The organism is Primorskyibacter aestuariivivens (genome assembly GCF_028023675.1).
Lineage (GTDB): Bacteria > Pseudomonadota > Alphaproteobacteria > Rhodobacterales > Rhodobacteraceae > Marinovum > Marinovum aestuariivivens.
The window spans coordinates 316,800-333,204 of sequence record NZ_JAQIOZ010000004.1 but is presented as its reverse complement, the minus strand read 5'-3'; the positions used below and the strand labels follow the sequence as shown (position 1 = coordinate 333,204).

General features: G+C 62.5%; 14 protein-coding genes, 1 tRNA gene and 1 pseudogene. 12 read left to right on the top strand and 4 right to left on the bottom strand.

Annotated features, from left to right (window positions below):
• Nucleotides 1–8: 8 nt before the first annotated feature.
• A complete protein-coding gene (gene rtcR, locus PGB28_RS05530; protein ID WP_271420491.1) occupies nucleotides 9–1,583 on the bottom strand; it encodes an RNA repair transcriptional activator RtcR in 1,575 nt (524 codons plus the stop codon).
• Between the two features lie 176 nt (nucleotides 1,584–1,759).
• Between rtcR and PGB28_RS05525 the strand changes: the two genes are divergently transcribed.
• Together PGB28_RS05525 and PGB28_RS05520 are read left to right on the top strand one after the other, a co-directional pair.
• Entirely contained in the window at nucleotides 1,760–3,310 is a 1,551-nt protein-coding gene (locus PGB28_RS05525; RefSeq protein ID WP_271420490.1) for a vWA domain-containing protein, read from the top strand.
• Between the two features lie 585 nt (nucleotides 3,311–3,895).
• Nucleotides 3,896–5,317, top strand: a complete 1,422-nt coding sequence (locus PGB28_RS05520; RefSeq protein WP_271420489.1) for an RtcB family protein — start codon at nucleotides 3,896–3,898, stop codon at nucleotides 5,315–5,317.
• A 349-nt stretch (nucleotides 5,318–5,666) separates the two neighbouring features.
• Here PGB28_RS05520 and PGB28_RS05515 read toward each other — a convergent pair whose 3' ends face one another.
• Nucleotides 5,667–6,212 carry a helix-turn-helix domain-containing protein gene (locus PGB28_RS05515; RefSeq protein ID WP_271420488.1) on the bottom strand — a complete coding sequence of 182 codons (546 nt, stop codon included), beginning with the start codon at nucleotides 6,210–6,212 and terminating at the stop codon, nucleotides 5,667–5,669.
• A gap of 341 nt (nucleotides 6,213–6,553) precedes the next feature.
• On the opposite strand from PGB28_RS05515, the gene PGB28_RS05510 reads away from it, so the two are divergent.
• From PGB28_RS05510 to PGB28_RS05480, 7 genes and pseudogenes are all read left to right on the top strand, one after another.
• A complete protein-coding gene (locus tag PGB28_RS05510; protein ID WP_271420487.1) occupies nucleotides 6,554–8,437 on the top strand; it encodes a transposase domain-containing protein in 1,884 nt (627 codons plus the stop codon).
• 68 nt (nucleotides 8,438–8,505) lie between these two features.
• Nucleotides 8,506–9,285: an AAA family ATPase gene (locus PGB28_RS05505; RefSeq protein ID WP_271420486.1), complete on the top strand. Its 780-nt coding sequence runs from the start codon at nucleotides 8,506–8,508 to the stop codon at nucleotides 9,283–9,285.
• Nucleotides 9,285–9,626, top strand: coding sequence for a hypothetical protein (locus PGB28_RS05500; protein ID WP_271420485.1), 342 nt, complete (start codon nucleotides 9,285–9,287; stop codon nucleotides 9,624–9,626). The genes PGB28_RS05505 and PGB28_RS05500 overlap by 1 nt, the downstream gene beginning before the upstream one ends.
• Complete coding sequence (locus tag PGB28_RS05495) at nucleotides 9,623–9,958, top strand: hypothetical protein (protein ID WP_271420484.1); 336 nt, start codon at nucleotides 9,623–9,625, stop codon at nucleotides 9,956–9,958. The genes PGB28_RS05500 and PGB28_RS05495 overlap by 4 nt, the downstream gene beginning before the upstream one ends.
• Nucleotides 9,955–10,365: a regulatory protein GemA gene (locus PGB28_RS05490; RefSeq protein ID WP_271420483.1), complete on the top strand. Its 411-nt coding sequence runs from the start codon at nucleotides 9,955–9,957 to the stop codon at nucleotides 10,363–10,365. The genes PGB28_RS05495 and PGB28_RS05490 overlap by 4 nt, the downstream gene beginning before the upstream one ends.
• A 337-nt stretch (nucleotides 10,366–10,702) precedes the next feature.
• A pseudogene (locus tag PGB28_RS05485) lies at nucleotides 10,703–11,596 on the top strand (Mu-like prophage major head subunit gpT family protein).
• 22 nt (nucleotides 11,597–11,618) lie between these two features.
• Nucleotides 11,619–12,566: a phage protease gene (locus PGB28_RS05480; RefSeq protein ID WP_271420482.1), complete on the top strand. Its 948-nt coding sequence runs from the start codon at nucleotides 11,619–11,621 to the stop codon at nucleotides 12,564–12,566.
• A 232-nt stretch (nucleotides 12,567–12,798) separates the two neighbouring features.
• Here the strand turns inward: PGB28_RS05480 and PGB28_RS05475 are convergent.
• Nucleotides 12,799–12,880 (bottom strand) — tRNA-Gly (locus PGB28_RS05475).
• 16 nt (nucleotides 12,881–12,896) lie between these two features.
• Here PGB28_RS05475 and PGB28_RS05470 point away from each other — a divergent pair.
• Both PGB28_RS05470 and PGB28_RS05465 read left to right on the top strand, forming a co-directional pair.
• Complete coding sequence (locus PGB28_RS05470) at nucleotides 12,897–13,256, top strand: helix-turn-helix domain-containing protein (protein ID WP_271420481.1); 360 nt, start codon at nucleotides 12,897–12,899, stop codon at nucleotides 13,254–13,256.
• A complete protein-coding gene (locus tag PGB28_RS05465; RefSeq protein WP_271420480.1) occupies nucleotides 13,253–13,645 on the top strand; it encodes a helix-turn-helix domain-containing protein in 393 nt (130 codons plus the stop codon). The genes PGB28_RS05470 and PGB28_RS05465 overlap by 4 nt, the downstream gene beginning before the upstream one ends.
• A gap of 236 nt (nucleotides 13,646–13,881) precedes the next feature.
• Here the strand turns inward: PGB28_RS05465 and PGB28_RS05460 are convergent, their stop codons facing one another.
• Complete coding sequence (locus PGB28_RS05460; protein WP_271420479.1) at nucleotides 13,882–14,979, bottom strand: citrate synthase family protein; 1,098 nt, start codon at nucleotides 14,977–14,979, stop codon at nucleotides 13,882–13,884.
• A 78-nt stretch (nucleotides 14,980–15,057) separates the two neighbouring features.
• Here PGB28_RS05460 and PGB28_RS05455 point away from each other — a divergent pair, with 78 nt between their 5' ends.
• Nucleotides 15,058–16,398, top strand: coding sequence for a CoA transferase (locus PGB28_RS05455; RefSeq protein ID WP_271420478.1), 1,341 nt, complete (start codon nucleotides 15,058–15,060; stop codon nucleotides 16,396–16,398).
• The last annotated feature ends 7 nt before the right edge of the window (nucleotides 16,399–16,405 follow it).

Sequence of the window (16,405 nt, the reverse complement as noted above, 5' to 3'; positions counted from 1 at the left end):
GAAATCCGTCACGGATTTCGGTTTTCCTGCACCGCGTCCCAATCCAGACCAAAGCGTTGCAGATACTTCCGCAAACGATCCGCATCGTTCACGCTTTTCCTTTGTCCGCGCGACACGGCAAACAATGTCCTCCCCGCCGCACTGAGGCTGCCAGACGCACGGCAGGTGCGGATCACCTCAGCCAGCTGCACCTTGTCAAAGGGATCAAGCGCCACCTCGCCCAGAACCGATCGGACCAACGCGGAATCGTCATCGCGCTCCTGCGCACCCCAGGTGGCATGCAACAGTTCGATCTCGGCCTCGACCATCGCCCTGGTGATCCGCCCACGCGGAGCCAACGTGCACAGCCGTTGAATCGACCCGCCAAAATCCCGGAAGTTGCCCGGCCAAGGCGTCGCGGGGTCACGGGCAAAGCGCAGAAACGCCTCGGCAGCATCCGCATTGAACCCGACCTGAACACCCAGCACCCGTTCGGCGCGCGCCAGTTCATGATAGAGGTTTGGTTCGATATCCGGGCGTCTTTCCCGCAGGGACGGCAGCCGGAACCGCCACAGGTTCAACCGCGCCAGAAGATCGGGCCGGAATGCGCCCTGTGCCACCATTTCCGTCAGGTCACGATTGGCGCCTGCGATGACCTGAAACCGGCTTGTCACCTCGTGATCGGACCCCAGCGGGTAATAGCGCCCGGTCTCAATCGCATGCAGCAACGAGGACTGCTCCTGCCATCCCAGCTCGTCCACCTCGTCCAGGAACAACACCCCGCCATCAGCCTCACGCAAAAGGCCAGAGCGTTCCGACCCCGCCTGCCCCGTATAGCTGCGCCGCTGGCCAAACAGCATGGGCACCGCATCGCGCCCGCGCAGCGTGGCGCAATTCACCTGCACCAGCCGCCCTTTGACCCGGCGGCGTTGCAGTTTCAGCTCGTAGATGCGCTGCGCCAGCTCGGTCTTGCCCGTTCCGGTGTCTCCCAAGAGCAGGATCGGCGCGTCCGAGCTCGAAGCCACCAGCTCGATCCGGTCGATCACCGCGTTATAGGCCTCTGACCGCGTCTCGATCCCGCCTTTCAGAAGATCGGAGAACTCCCGCGACAACAGGTCAAACCGCTGCTGCAACGCGTTGTAACGGCTCAGGTCAAGATCGATGATGTCAATGCGCGGTGAGCCTTCGCCGCCACGCGGCGGCCCGGTTTGCAGCAACCGCGCCGGGACGTGGCGGCTTTCGGTCAGAAGGAACCAACAGATCTGCGCCACATGAGTCCCCGTGGTCAGATGCACGTGATAGCGTTCGCGATCCTCATCAAACCCGTAATTGCGCGCGAAATCGAACAGTTTGCCGTAGACCTCTTCGAAATCCCACGGGTTGGTCATGTCCACCGTGTTCAAAAGTACCTCGGTCTGTGGCGAAGCCTCTTCGATCTCGGCTTTGACGTTATGGGCAAGTCGGTTGAAGCGGCTGTCATGAATGATTTCAAGCCGGTCAATCGGGAAATGCTCATGCTGAACCATCGACAGGGTCGGACGCCATTTGCGTTTCTTGCCCGAATCCAAAGTCGTTCCGAGCAGGGAGATAACGACGTTACGCATATCCACGATCTAAATTGATAAGTAGCGATATTTTTATATCGTAGGCCAATTGGACACTCTAACCAAGCGTCGAACTTTCCGATATAAATCAATCAACTAGCGGTTTTTCGCATTTTTCTCGGCCCACCCCATGCCCAATGGCAAAACACTCCTGCTTCAAATGAGAGGATGGAAAAATGGCAAACAAATCCGTGTTTGCATCGATAAAGGGCCGGTTGCTCCCGAAAGCGGAGGCAACAAATCTTGCGGGGGCACCGGCCTACGCCTACGGCGCCGAGCATAAGCTGGCGCAACTGGCTGTGACCGGCACCTTTGGTCAGACCTACTACCAGGACGCTCAGACCGAGCTGTCCACGGCGGTGGATCTGGCCGAGGCGGTCGATGCGAAATTCCTGGCCCAAACCGCGATCTATGCGCGGCAAAAGGGTCATATGAAGGACATGCCCGCGGTGCTGCTGGCGGTTCTGGCCCGGCGTGACCCGGTGCTGTTTCGCGCCGTGTTCTCCCGCGTGGTGACCCATGGCAAGATGCTGCGCACCTTCGTGCAGGTCATGCGCTCGGGTCAGACCGGTCGCAAATCGCTGGGCTCCGCGCCCAAGGCGATGGTGCAGCATTGGCTGAACACCGCGTCTGATCGCGCGCTGCTGAACGCCAATGTCGGCAATGACCCGTCTCTGGCGGATGTGCTAAAGATGGTGCACCCGAAACCGCAGGACGCGGCGCGTGAGGCGCTGTTCGCCTGGGTGCTGGGGAAACCGGCGGATGTGGATCTGCTGCCGCAGGCGGTGCAGGACTGGATGGCGTTTGATGGCACGGGCGAGACCCTGCCGGAAGTGCCATTCCAGATGCTGACGCAATTGCCGCTGACCACGGCGCATTGGGCGCAGCTTGCGCGCAATGGCTCTTGGCAGGTGGTGCGCCAGTCGCTCAACACCTTCCTGCGTCACGGCGTCTTTGACGATGCGCAAAACGTGGCGCTGGTGGCGGCGAAGCTGCGCGATCCGGATGCTGTAAAGAGGGCCAAAGCCTTTCCGTACCAGCTGATGGTTGCGGCGCTGAACCTGAGCGAGGAGATGCCGCGCGAGATCCGCGAGGCGCTTCACGACGCCATGGAACTGGCGGTCGGGAACGTACCGCAGGTGGCGGTTGAGGTCGTGGTCGCGCCGGATATCTCCGGCTCGATGATGTCCTCGGTCACCGGCTACCGTCGCGGGGCGACCTCCAGGGTCCGCCATGTGGATGTGGCGGCGCTGGTGACGGCGGCCTTCCTTCGGGTGAACCGCAAAGCGCTGGTGCTGCCGTTCCATGACCGGGTTGTCACGACCCGGCTGGAGCCACGCGACACGGTGTTGACCAATGCCGAAAAGCTCACGCAGCTCGGCTGGGGCGGGACCAATGTCTCGGCGCCGCTGAAATGGCTGAACGACCGGGGCCGCAAGCCAGACGTCGTGGTGGTCGTGTCTGACAACCAGTCCTGGGTGGATACCCGCTCGGGGCGTGGCACGGCGGTCATGAAGGAATGGGAAATGCTCAAACGGGCAAATCCCAAGGCCCGGCTGGTCTGCGTGGATATCGCGCCATACGGCACGACCCAGGCAGCAGAACGCGCCGACGTGATGAATGTCGGCGGCTTCTCGGACGCGGTGTTCGACCAGATCGCCGCCTTTGCGGACGGTCGCGCCGACCCGAACCATTGGGTTGGCGAGATCGAAAAGATCGACCTTTAACCCCGGCCCGGGCGGGTCATCGCCCGGGTCACCAAAAACCAAAGGAGATTACTCCCCGGCGAATGCAGGTGGAACTACAGGACTGTCACTCCCCAGGTCGCGGGTTCGACTCCCGCCGCGCCAGCCAAAATACACGCTGATGGCGCGTAGCTCAGTCAGGTAGAGCAGGTATCGTTTCACCACCCCTTGTCGCCGGGGCACCAGATTTGAACGCGGGGGAATGCCCGTGGGACTACAGGGTAGACGACCGCAAGGCATTGCCGGTTCAAATCCGGCCCGCATCACAGCGGACAGTCTCACGCCTCATTGTCCCCCGCAGATGACACGAAAGGAAAATCCCGGCGAATGCCGAAGGAACTACAGGCTCCAAATGACCGGATGTGCCGAGCGGGTTCAATTCCCCTCCTGGCCTGCGCCCATACGGCAAACGCGTCCCCCATTGGGCGCGGGGCGGGCCTCCGGGTTGTTTCTTCTCCCTTGTCGCCGGGACCCATCCCTCTCCGGGGGAATGCATGCGGGACTACAGACTTCACAACTGCCGCTCTCGCACTCCCTTGTCCCCCGGACCTTATTCGGACGAAGATGATGAGTATGACACAAGACATGGACCGCGATCCCGTCACCGGTGACCACCTCAAGGACTGGGGCCACCGCCCCGGCGCGCAGTTCCCGGCGCTCCTGAAAAAGGCGAACGAGATGCGCGCCGAGGGCTTTGGCCTGCTGCGCATCCGGCAGGCGCTGGAAGGGAACATTCCGCCCGCTCCACAGGTGATGGAGCTGCGCGCGCCGGGCGAACTGGCGTTCGAGGAGAACATCCGCGCCGATCATCCGGATGAAGAGGACAATATCGCCAAGGTCCGCGAGACGATGACCGCGCTTATGCGCACCCCGACCATCGAGGCCGGAGCCATCATGCCCGATGCTTGCCCCGCCGGGCCGGTGGGCACGATCCCGGTGGGCGGTGTCGCGGCGGCGCGCAATGCGATCCATCCGGGGATGCATTCGGCGGACATCTGTTGCTCAGTCATGATCACGGATCTGGGCGATGCGGACCCCAAAGCGGTGCTGGATGCGGCGCAATCGGTCACGCATTTCGGCCCGGGCGGGCGGGCACAGGGCAAGCGGTTTACCGTGTCGATGGACCTGCTGGACGCGTTCCGCGCCAACCCGTTTCTCGACAACCCCAAATCGCTGCGCATGGCGCAGGAGCATATGGGCACGCAAGGCGACGGGAACCATTTCCTCTTTGTCGGGCGGTCGCGCAAGACCGGGCGCACGGCGATTGTGACCCATCACGGGAGCCGGGGGCCAGGCGCGGTACTTTACAAGAAAGGCATGGAGGTGGCCGCCAAGTTCAAACGCGAATTGTCGCCTGCGACGCCGAAACAGAACGCCTGGATCCCTGCAGACACGGAGGAAGGGCGCGATTACTGGGCGGCTCTGCAACTGATCCGCAAATGGACCAAGGCCAATCACAACGCCATTCATCAGGCGACGGTCGAGGCCGCGCGCGTGGATGTGGGGGACCATTTCTGGAACGAGCATAATTTCGTCTTCAAACGCGGCGACCTCTACTACCACGGCAAGGGGGCGACGCCCGCATGGGATAACTATGCGTCGGACGCCACCGGCCTCACACTGATCCCGCTCAATATGAGCGAACCGGTGCTGGTGGTGCGCGGTCGCGATGCGGGCCATGGGCTGGGGTTTTCACCCCATGGCGCGGGGCGAAACTTCTCGCGCTCGGAACATCGCCGCCGCATGGGTTCGGTCACGCCGGAGCAAATGCTGCGCGCCGAGAACGAAGGGCTGGATATCCGGTTCCATGCCGGTGGGGTGGACGCCTCGGAACTGCCGTCGAGCTACAAAAAGGCCGACAGCGTGGTGGCGCAGATCAAGGACTACGATCTGGCCGAGATCGAGGATTACATCGACCCCTATGGCTGCATCATGGCAGGCGACGTGCCGCCGTTTTGGAAGAATAAGAAGAAAAACGGGCGGCGGTGACGTCGCCCGTACGGGCGTGCTTCGACCGCTATTTGGATAAACACGGCGTCGATGGCCGCAATGACCCTTGCAGGACATCCGCTGCTGGTATGCCCGGGGGAACACCGGGCCGCGCCCGACCCTCCCCCCGGGAGGGCGCATGGTGAGCGGCTTTGCTGACGGCTTTCACCCGGTTTGATACCGCCCCGAAAAAAGAAGACGTGTTTTCAGCGGGTTAGCTGGGCGTTTTTTCATGGGTTTGATACCTTTTGGCCGATATCGGGCCGGAAATCGCATTGGTAAGCAATTCTTGCAGAAAAATATTGAATGATTTCAATACCCGGTCAGGGGCAAAGTAAACTCAGTTGGTTTACGGTTTACGAGCAGTGTCAACCGAGTTTGAGCCGCCTTTTTCGGTTCGGTCGGCCCTTTTCGAGATTGCGTCAAATTGACGATGGAAGTAGCCCTCGGGCCGGGTTGCGTTGCCGGATTGAACTCTGACGACATTCATGAAGTCGAGCATGGCCCTTGCGGCAATATCTGCGTGATCCCGCCCGTCGATTGTAAGCAGTTGAGCATCGAACCTTCCCGGTTCAGATGCAGCGATAGGAATTAGTTCGGATAGCAACCGCAGCACGACGGAGTGACAGAAGGTTGCGTAGTCCTCTGATCGAAACTCGGGTGCCGACATTTCCGGTGAGCGCCCTACTAACCAATCAATACTTACCCCCATGCCGTCTGCTATGCCGCGAAGCGCATCGAGCCCAGGTCGCTGCGGATTCGTCCTCTTCATATAATTTTCAAGAGATCGCTTCGGCAGCGAACAGCGGTCCGCCATCTCTTGGATCGTTAGGCCGTAATGCTCCTGGAGCGCTCGTAGCCGCCCTGCAACATCGGTTTCGGAGTCAATTTCCATCGTTGACACACCTTATGAAGTGTGAAATACACCCTATTAGGTTCTAACATTCCACCCAATTAGGGCGCCATGTCAGCTTCTAACATCAACGATAGTGATCGCGCTACCCGGTATCTTGATATCCGGGTAGCATTTCTGTCCCGCGGCACTTCGCTACACGCATGGTGCAATGTTCATGGCGTCAAGATGCAGAATGCGCGCGCGGCTCTGTTGGGGGAATGGACTGGCCCCAAGGCAAGAAAGCTCGTTGAGCGGATCGAAGTTGATGCCGGGTTGCGCCGAAAAAAATGATGCTCTTTGTAAAAGATATCATTGGCTTGCGCGGACTTCCGACGACAAAAATGGGAGCCCACAAATGGTTAGCATCCATTGGCACTCCCACCGCAATACTCAAAGGCAAGACATGCTTCCACATCTCAGCTCTTCCTGAGGACATCCGCCTTGCCTATCTGCGGCGCGACCTCGACACTCTGGAGCTTGACCCCGGCACCTATGACGACGCGGCGCATGAGGCGCTTTCCGAAGCGTCCCCGGTGCGGCGCGACCGGGCGGAGCGGAAAGCCGCGATTGTGCGGATGCTGACAGCGCTGCGGGCGCAGGGTGTGAAGGAAGGCCAAAGCTTCGCCCTGGTCCGCGAGAAGTTCGGTGACAAAGGCACGTCGAAACCCTCTTTGAAGCGGCTTTTAAAGGCGGTTCAAGGGGTCGATCCGATCAACTATGCCCCGGCGCTGCTTGACGATTACAAGGCGACGGTGAAGCGGGCGGAGTTCAGCGAAGAGGCGTGGCAGTTCTTCCTGACCCTGATCCGGGACGCCGCGCCGGAATGGCCGCTCACGTCCGCGTGGCGCGACGTGCGCGATGCGGGTCGGGCGATGGATTGGGCAGTGCCGTCCTATCCGACCTTTTACCGGCGCTGGGTGGCGCTGAGTGAAGCGCAGCGGCTGCATGCGCGCCTTGGCAAAGCGGAGACCGCCAAGCGCCTGACGATGCCCGCGCTGCGTGACAAGTCGGAGTTGGGGCCGCTGGAATGGGTGTCGCTTGACGGGCGGACGCTGGATTTCTGGGGCGATTGGGGCGACGGCAAGGTCTCGCGCCCCGTCATGCTGGCGCTGGTGGATGTGTCGTCGAACAAGGTGCTGGATTGGGAGCTTGCCCCGTCCGAGAACGCGGTGGCCACGGTGCGGCTGATCAAGCGCGTCTGCGAGCGGTTCGGGATCTTCGACCGGCTCTATACCGATAACGGGTCAGCCTTTGCCGGGCATCTGGTGGCGGGCGGTAATGTGCACCGTTTCCGGCACGGCAAAGCGAAAGAAGGCGTCCAGCCGCTTGGCATCTGCCAGCACATGGGGATCAATCTGCATTTCGCCTTGCCGAAGAATGCGCAAGCCAAGATCGCGGAACGGACCTTCGCGGTTCTGTCTCGCGCGGTGGATGATCGCCCGGAGTTCAAGGGGGCACATGCCGGACACGCGCCGGGAGCCAGCCCTTCGGCGGATGTGCAGCCAGTGCCGATCGACAAGGTTCGATCGGTGCTGCGGCGCGAGATCGCGCGGCACAATTGCGAAGGCGGGCGGCGCAGCCAGGGCGCGCGGGGCCGGTCCTATGAACAGGTCTTCCATGATGGGCTGGCAGAGCGCGTCATGCGCAAGCCCACGGCCCACCAGCTCTACCTTTCTGGCCTGATCTGGAAGCCTGTGGCGGTTGATCGATTCGGGCGTGTCCATGTGAACGGCTGGACCTATGGCGGTCCCGATACGCAAGACGCCTTGCTGCGGCACCACGGCAAGGGTCAGCGCATTCTTTTCGGACGTGACCCGGACGATTTCAGCGCCCCGGCAATGGCTTACGACGAGGACGGCCACAAGATTTGCGCGGGTATCGAGCCGGTTGAACGCGGAGCCTACGGCAGCGTTGACGGCATCCGCGATGCCGCCCGGAACCGCAAGGCGGCACGGGTGGCGACGGCACAGGCCGAAGCGGCGAACGATTACATGGGCAAGACGGACTTTGAAGCGGCCATGGCGGCGCTCGATGCCCAGACAGAAGCCTTGCGAGAGCCTGACACGCCGCCCGCAACCGATGTTGTGAGGGCCCGTTTCGGCGCGCCGCTGCGCGAGAAACCAGCGCGCGAGGCCGGGGCCGAAGCGGTCATTTCTGCGGAAATGTATCAGAATCGAGAGAACGCCATTGCCGCCAGACTGGCAGGCAAGGGCAAGTCGGCATGAGGGATGTTGGCGCATCCCCCATGCCATTCACCGAGGGCCGAAGCCCTCACTTTTGAACGGAGACGACCATGACACAGCATTTGCGAATAGCCAATACCGGAGTAATCCGGCGGGAGATAACCGATTGGGCAGAGACCGAGGCGGCGCGCGATATCCTGCGCTCACTTGACCTGGTGCGCGCAGCAGATCGGCCCGCGCTGACCATGATTGCCGGGGCACCGGGCATCGGCAAGACGACAGCGATCAAGCGGTTTTGTGAGACGCTGGGGCATGACGCGATCTACATTCAGGCAGCGCGCGGCGAAGGCACCGCCTGGAACTTCGCCAAGTCTCTGGCAAGCCTCTGGGGCTATGCCGCGCCGCAATTCAACTGCCATGCGGAAGCACGGGAAAAGCTGGCCTATATGATCGGCAGGGGCCGGGTGCTTGTGGTGGATGAGGCGCAATACCTGGACCAGAGAAACGGCAAGACCGGGAAATGCGGCGAAGCTTTTGAATGGCTGCGGGCCACGGCGGAACAAGGGGCGTTTCACACCGTGTTTTGCGGTGACCTGGACCTGCCCCGCGCGATTGCGACCATGCCCCAACTGCAAAGCCGGTTGCTGCGGCCTGTGGTGCTCAAACAAGTCAGCCGTGCGGATGTTGCGGCGATGGTAGAAGGAACCGCCTTTGCCCAACCCGCCGCGCTGGATGCGCTGCACGCGGTGGCCCGTCTCAAAGGCGGGCTGCGCAATGTCGAACGCGTGACGGCTTGTGCCCTGGACTTTGCGGGCCGGGATGCGCCCACACTGGCGCATGTCAAGGCGGCAATTGTGGACATGAAACTTGCTAGTGAGAGGGGGCTGTGATGCGAAGGCTGCAATTCTATCTGGAACTGCCCGAAGCAAAGGCGGCGGAGTTCGAAGGGCGGCAGGTGATGATTGTCGCTCTCAGTGAAGCGGAGATCGCGCGGCTCTATCAGGCAATCAACGGCGTGGACGATTTCCTGCGCTTCAACCTCAAGTGCCTGCGTTCACTGGCGCAGATCATCGAAGGCGGGGACGAGGGCGAGGGCCAGATTGCCAAGACCCTGGAGCAACTGCGCAAGCCTTCCGAGGACGCCGCAACCCTGCAAGACGAGACGCGCGGACTGATCGGGCGGGCGGTCTTCGTCCAGCAAGGCCCGCAGACAAAGGAGACCTTGCAATGACCTATGACCCGAACGCAGCGCGCTATATCATGGCTTTGACGATGGGTGACGGCGATTTTGACCTTGTCACAAATGCGCTTGGCGAGGCTCCTTATCACTATTACGGCGCGGCGGGTGCCTTTGACCTTTTGGCCGAAGGGTTCCGGAGCGGGCTTTTCGACGCCGGGGATGGACGTGCGGCCAACCTCTGCGAATTGTTGGGGATTGGAATGCGCCACCTTGCCGAGACCCATGGCGAACTTCTGGAACACCACGCGACTATGCTGCGCAAATCGAAAGAGAATGCGCCCATGGAGTTCGTCAAGCCTGAACCCCAAGGTGCGCCGTCATGAGCATCAGCAAGAACCAGCTCAAGCTGCTCTGGACCGCCAAGACCAAGCTGGACCTGAGCGATGCTTATCTACGCTCGGCCATGGTGGAGATCGCGGGCGTCGAGAGCACGAAGGAACTGGACGCCGAGGGCTTCGACGCGATGATGGGCTTTTTCGAATATCTGGGCTTTGCGCCACGTCAGGCGAAGGGGCCGGACTATGGTGAGCGGCCCGGCATGGCGAGCTTTGCCCAGATCGAGCTGATCCGGGTGCTTTGGCGCGAGTACACCGACCGCAAGGGGGATGAGGACAGCCTCAACAAGTGGCTTGAACACTACTGGCATGTGTCCAGCCTGCGGTTCCTCGGCAAGGCGGCGGCGCGCAAGGTGATCGCCACCCTGAAAGTGATGAAGGCGCGCGCCGCGTGACGGCCAGAACCTTCCATGATATGAGAGGCGGCGCGGCCCCCCGCGCCGCCTTTGATCTGCCAGCCGCTCAGCGCGCCGCTGAGGCGCGCTCGGGTTTTGGCAGGGCCAACCCCGCGAAATCCGCGCTTGGGTATCAAATGGGTATTTAACGGCGCGCTCAGACCGCATTGCCGCCCGCGCGCCCGGCTTCGCCCGCCACCGCCCCCGAAATTCCGCCCAAAACAGCCTTATTCGCAACCGTATTGCGAATGTATCACATCATCCGAAACCGTCAGTCTCCGTCCTGAAACCCGGCGCGTTCCACGCGCGCCAATACCGCTTCAGGAGACCGAGCCGCATGATCATCAACGACCACAACCTTGATTTGGTCTACAAGGGCTTCAAGACCGTCTACACCGACGCCTATCTCAATGCCGAAGTGCATTGGGACAAGATTGCCATGCAGGTGGCCAGCACCGGCAGCGAGGAAACCTATGGCTGGATGGGCATGTTCCCGCAGCTCCGGGAATGGATCGGCCCGCGCCATGTGAAGAACCTTGAAGCCCAGGGCTTCACCATCCAGAACCGCAAGTTCGAAAGCACCGTCGCGGTGCCGCGTGACAAAATCTCGGACGACAAGCTTGGCGTTTTCAAGCCCGCCTTCTCGGAAATGGGCCAGCTTGCCCGTACGCATCCCGAAGAACTGATCTTTGCACTGCTGACATCGGGCTTCACCACGCAGGGCTATGACGGTCAGAATTTCTTCGACACCGACCACCCGGTGAAGGACAAGGACGGCACCGTCACCTCTGTCAGCAACATGTCCAGCGGCGCGGGCGATGCCTAGTTCCTGCTCGACACCTCGCGCGGCGTGCGGCCCATCGTCTGGCAGGAACGCGAGACCTACGACTTCCAGTCGATGACCGACCCGGCCAATCCACATGTCTTCATGAACGACGAATACATTTATGGGGTCCGGGCGCGGGTGAATGCTGGGTTCGGCCTCTGGCAGCTTGCCTATGGCAGCACTGCGGCACTGGACGCCACCAGCTACGCCGCCGCGCGTCAGGCCATGATGGGGTTCAAGGCCGATGGCGGGCGGGTGCTGGGCATCAAGCCCACGACGCTTGTGGTGCCGCCATCACTTGAAGACGCGGCGCTGCATTTGCTCAACACCGAAACCAACGATGGCGGCGGTTCCAACCCCTACAAGGGCACGGCGGAACTGATTGTCACGCCCTATGCGGCGTAACGGCTGACAGGTGGGAAATCCTATGGCTCCGAGACAGACCACCACGACCGCGCTTTGTGACCGTCCGATTGCCGACGCGCCTGAGTGGGTGCACCTTTTGCCGCTGGGCCAGATCGAGGCGCGAGACGGGCGCAGTTTCGTGCTGGACAATCCAGAGACAGTGCTGGCCGATTTCCAGAGTGGCGCGGTCGATCTGCCGGTGGACTATGAGCACCAGAAGGACAAACACGCCAAAGAGCGCACCGGCCCGGTGCCTGCTGCGGGTTGGATCAAGGCGTTGCAGCTCCGCGCCGATGGCATCTGGGGCCGGGTGGACTGGACGGCGCGCGCCCGCGACCTGATCGCCAACCGCGAATACCGCTATCTCAGCCCCTCCATTCTCTTCAACAAAGCCAACCGGCAGATTGTCCGGCTCAAGGGCGCGGGGCTTGTGCATGACCCAGCGCTGCATCTCACCGCACTCGCCAGCCAGGAGGACGACATGGCAGACGACACCGCAACCGATATGGACGGCGATATGCCGTTCCTCACCCGGCTGGCCAAGCTTTTAAAGCTGGACGCGGACGCCAGCGAAGACGACATCCTGACGGCGCTGCAAGAGGCACTGGACGGGCAGCAAAAACCGGACCCGGCGAAATACGTGCCTATCGAAGCGCTGCGCGACATGATGCGTGACCGCAAGGCCAGCGCGACGGCGGCGCGCCTTGAACGGGCAGAAGCCAAGGTCGAGACGGCGCTGGCGCAGGGCTACATCATCCCGGCCATGAAGTCCTGGGCGCTGGACCTTTGCACATCGGACGAGGCGAGCTTTGATGCCTTTGTTTCCGAGTCCGCGCCCGCCGCATATGCGCACCTGTCGCGCGCGCTGATCCCGTCCGCCCTGCCGGGCGACGGCAAGCCAGTGCAGTCGCCGGAAGAAGAGTTGATCTGTCAGCAACTCGGCATTGCGCCGGGCGAACTGGCGACATGAGTTTGGCGGGGGCCGAGTTGCGACGTGCTCCCCGTCAATTGTCGCGCGGCCTTCCCCGCGCGGCCCGCAGGGGTTCGCGTTCTCCTCGTCTTCGGCGCGAATGCCTGCGGCCCTATCTGCAAAGTGCAGGCGGCGGGGCCCCGCACCCGGCTTGCGCCGGAAACCCCGCATCGCGCTCCGATCCGAAGACCGTGCTACGGCCGCGAGAATATTACCGTGTCACGCCTGCGTTTGGGTCCGGGGCCGGACTCGAACCGGCATCATCTGCGCCCGGAGGACGTAGCCCACCTTACCCATCGGGGTACACCGGACCCAAGGGACACTATAGCAATGACCGCGCGTGAAGTCACCTATCCCAAGCCCCCGGCCCAGGTGCAGCCCTATGTGGACGTGCTTGGCCCTGCGCTGGCGCTGGACCCGCTGCTGACCTTCGGCGGGTCCGTGGTCTATATCCCCGACGCGCCCGGCGACCGGTCCGAACTGGTTGCGCTGATCGGATACGACAAGGCGCGCGAACTGGCCCGGCAAAAGCACCGCCTGCAAAACCGCGTGCCGCTGGCCAAGCCCTGGGTGATCGCCGGTTTGCGGGCGCGTGGGTATTCGATCAACAAGATCGCCCGCACGCTTTACATGTCGGACGTATCCGTGCGCGCGATCCTCAAGCGGTCCAGACGGACGACAGAGCGATGATGGATGCGGACAACCAGATGGCCGAGCTGCGCCAGGCGCTCCGCGATGCAAGCGAACTTACCGCCGCCGCAGACGCTGCCTTGGCGCGCGCTTCCAAGGCGCTTGAAAGGGCGCTTCAACAGCCCTTGAACGGCGCTTCAATCCCACGTGCACCCGGCCCACTTCCGCCGCCTTGCGAACACCGCCGCCTGCACCGTCCGGGCCGTCCCGGCAAGATTGCCACCGACCCCGAATTGCAAGCTTTCATCCGCGCCCGCGCCGACCGGATGACCTATGACCAGATCGCCGCCGCAATCCGTGACGCCTTCCCGCCGGAACGCCGCGTCAGCCGCAGCACCATCCACAAATGGTGGAGCGGGCAATCCAGCCGTCCGCAAACCCCAAGTTAATGTAGGACGGTCCGTGATAGGCCCGGGACTACCAGCCACTTCCGGTATCAAAGCCCAAGAAAAGCCCTATCAAACCGGGTGAATACTAACATTTGCTCCATACCTTTGTTATTCGAGCAGCAACGCTTCGCCCAGAAAAAGCGTCGCTTGCGCCCACCCAGGGTCGGGCGCGGCCCTTTGTGCTTTACAGCCAACGGCGGCTTCGTCCCCGCAATCCACCCGTTTATACGACACGCTCATCCCGCTACTCCCCCAACCGCCCGTGGCCGGATCAACTGCCCACTGGCACGCTGTTCTTCCGCATGAGCCATCCAGCCAGCGCTGCGCCCCACGGCGAACAGCACCAGCCCCGCCTCGCGCGGCAGGCAAAGCGTCGTGACCACATGGGCCAGCCCAAGATCGAGGCTGGGGTGGATAGTGCGACTGGCTAGGTCGTCCACCACGGCCTGCCAATCGGGGCGCAGGGGCAACACGCGCAGGATTTCCGCCGTGCGCGGATCGCCCGCGGGATAGAGCGGATGGCCAAAGCCCGGAGGTGGCTTTTGCCCGGCGTCTGGCAGGCCACCACCATTCACAGCCGCCGCCATCCAGTCGATGGCGCGCGTGACCATGCCACCATGACGCGGCCCGGACAGCGTGCTGAGCCCTGCGATCAGGCACGCCGGAAGCCCCGCCCCCGTTGACGCGGCGACCCGGCAGGCAAAGGCCGACGCGTTCAATTCGTGATCGGCGCAGAGCACCAGCACTCGGCGCAGTACATCCGCGTCCGTCGGGTCCAGCTCCCAGCCCATTGCCAGTTGCATATGCACCGGGCCTTCGCCCCGTTTCCGGGTTGCCGCCTGAACAAGGCCCTGGATCATTTCCAGCGCAACGGGAGCGGCCTGGGTCAATTTACGCGTCAAGGCCATCAACATACGCTGCAACGGGTCAGGAGACGCCTGAATGGGCAGCATGTCCGGTGCGGTGTGCGGCAGGACCCGCTCCAGCAGCAGCGCGGTCACCTGTTCCAGCGTGTGATCCCGCGACAGCGCCACCGCGTCGCGCCCGCGATAGAAATAGCGCCCGTCTCGGATCTCGGTGATGGCCGAAACCAGCGACGGCTCCCCCCAGTTCAATGCCGATTGCGCCACCTTGCGCCGGGATCGCCCACGTGCCTTGCGCGCCGCCCACGCCTCCACATCCTCTTTCAGATACAGGGATTTGCGCGCATCCGTCGGGTCCTGAAAAGCGCGGATATGACCACGGCTGACATAGGCATAAAGCGTCTGGGCCGACACGCCCAGACGGGCGCGTACTTCGGCAGCGGGCAAAAGGTGGTCCGGAAGGTTTTTCATATTGATTATCTTGATCAAGATTGCAGGAGCGTCAATGGCACGCTTTGCTGCCCTTCAGTATCGAAAGGAAGACGCAGCATGGCCAACCCTTATTGGAGCGAAATCACAACGGCACTGGACATGTCCCCAGAGCCGGTATCCGAAACAGGCCATGGCGACCTGCCATCGGTCTTTGGGGTCAGCGATTTCGCATGCGCAACCATTGGTGCAGCGGGGGCAGCACTGGCGGATTTGCAGGGACTTGGAGCAAGCCCCGTGCATGTGGACCGGCGGCTGGCCTCCTTGTGGTTCGACATGACATTGGTGCCCGATGGCTGGGAGATGCCCTCGATCTGGGACCCGATTGCCGGTGTCTACGCCACGAGCGATGGCTTCATCCGGTTGCATACAAACGCCCCGCATCACCGCGACGCGGCGCTGCAGGTGCTGGACTGCGCCGGAACACGCGACGCCGTTGCCGCCCGCGTTTCGGAGTGGCGCGCGGAGGCACTGGAAACCGCGATCGTCGCAGCCAAGGGGTGCGCCGCCGCCCTGCGCGGCCGGTCGGAATGGATGGAACACCCGCAGGGGATCGCCGTGCGCGCCGAACCTTTGATCTGCTGGCACCCCGAGCGTGAGGGAGAGCCGGTGGCGTTGCCCAAAGGAGACCAGCCGCTCGCCGGGATAAAAGTGCTGGACCTGACCCGTGTTCTGGCTGGCCCCGTGGCCTCGCGGTTCCTTGCCGGGTTTGGTGCCGACGTTTTGCGCATCGATCCGCCAAACTGGAACGAACCTGCCGCCGAGGCCGAGGTCAATCTGGGCAAGACCTGCGCCGGGCTGGACCTGCGCAACGCCACGGATCGCGAGCTATTTGAAAACCTGCTGGCACAGGCCGATCTGCTCTTGCACGGCTACCGACCCGGGGCACTGGAGGGGTTGGGGTATGACCCCCAGACTCGACACAGGCTGAACCCCGGTCTGATCGACGTAAGTCTATCGGCTTATGGCCGGGCCGGGCCATGGAACGAAAGGCGCGGTTTTGACTCGCTGGTGCAGATGTCATGTGGCATCGCAAGCGAAGGACAAAGGATATCAGGCGCGGACGGTCCCGTGCCCCTGCCCGTACAGGCGCTGGACCACGGCACCGGATACCTTGTCGCGGCGACCGCGCTCAGAGCCTTGGCAAGGCGCGCAAAGGGCGTAATTCTGCGCGCGGAACTGTCACTGGCGCGCACGGCAGAGACATTGATGAAGACCGACGGAAGTTTGACCCCGGACGAGCCGATCAAGCAGACGGATTCAGATCTGTCACAATATATCGAGCAAACGGCCTGGGGACCGGCCCGACGCTTTTTGCCTTCGCTCAAGGTCAATGAACGGGCACCAGCCTGGCCCATCCCCTCCGGTCCGGTGCGTCGGCATGCGCCACGCTGGCGGTGAACCTTGG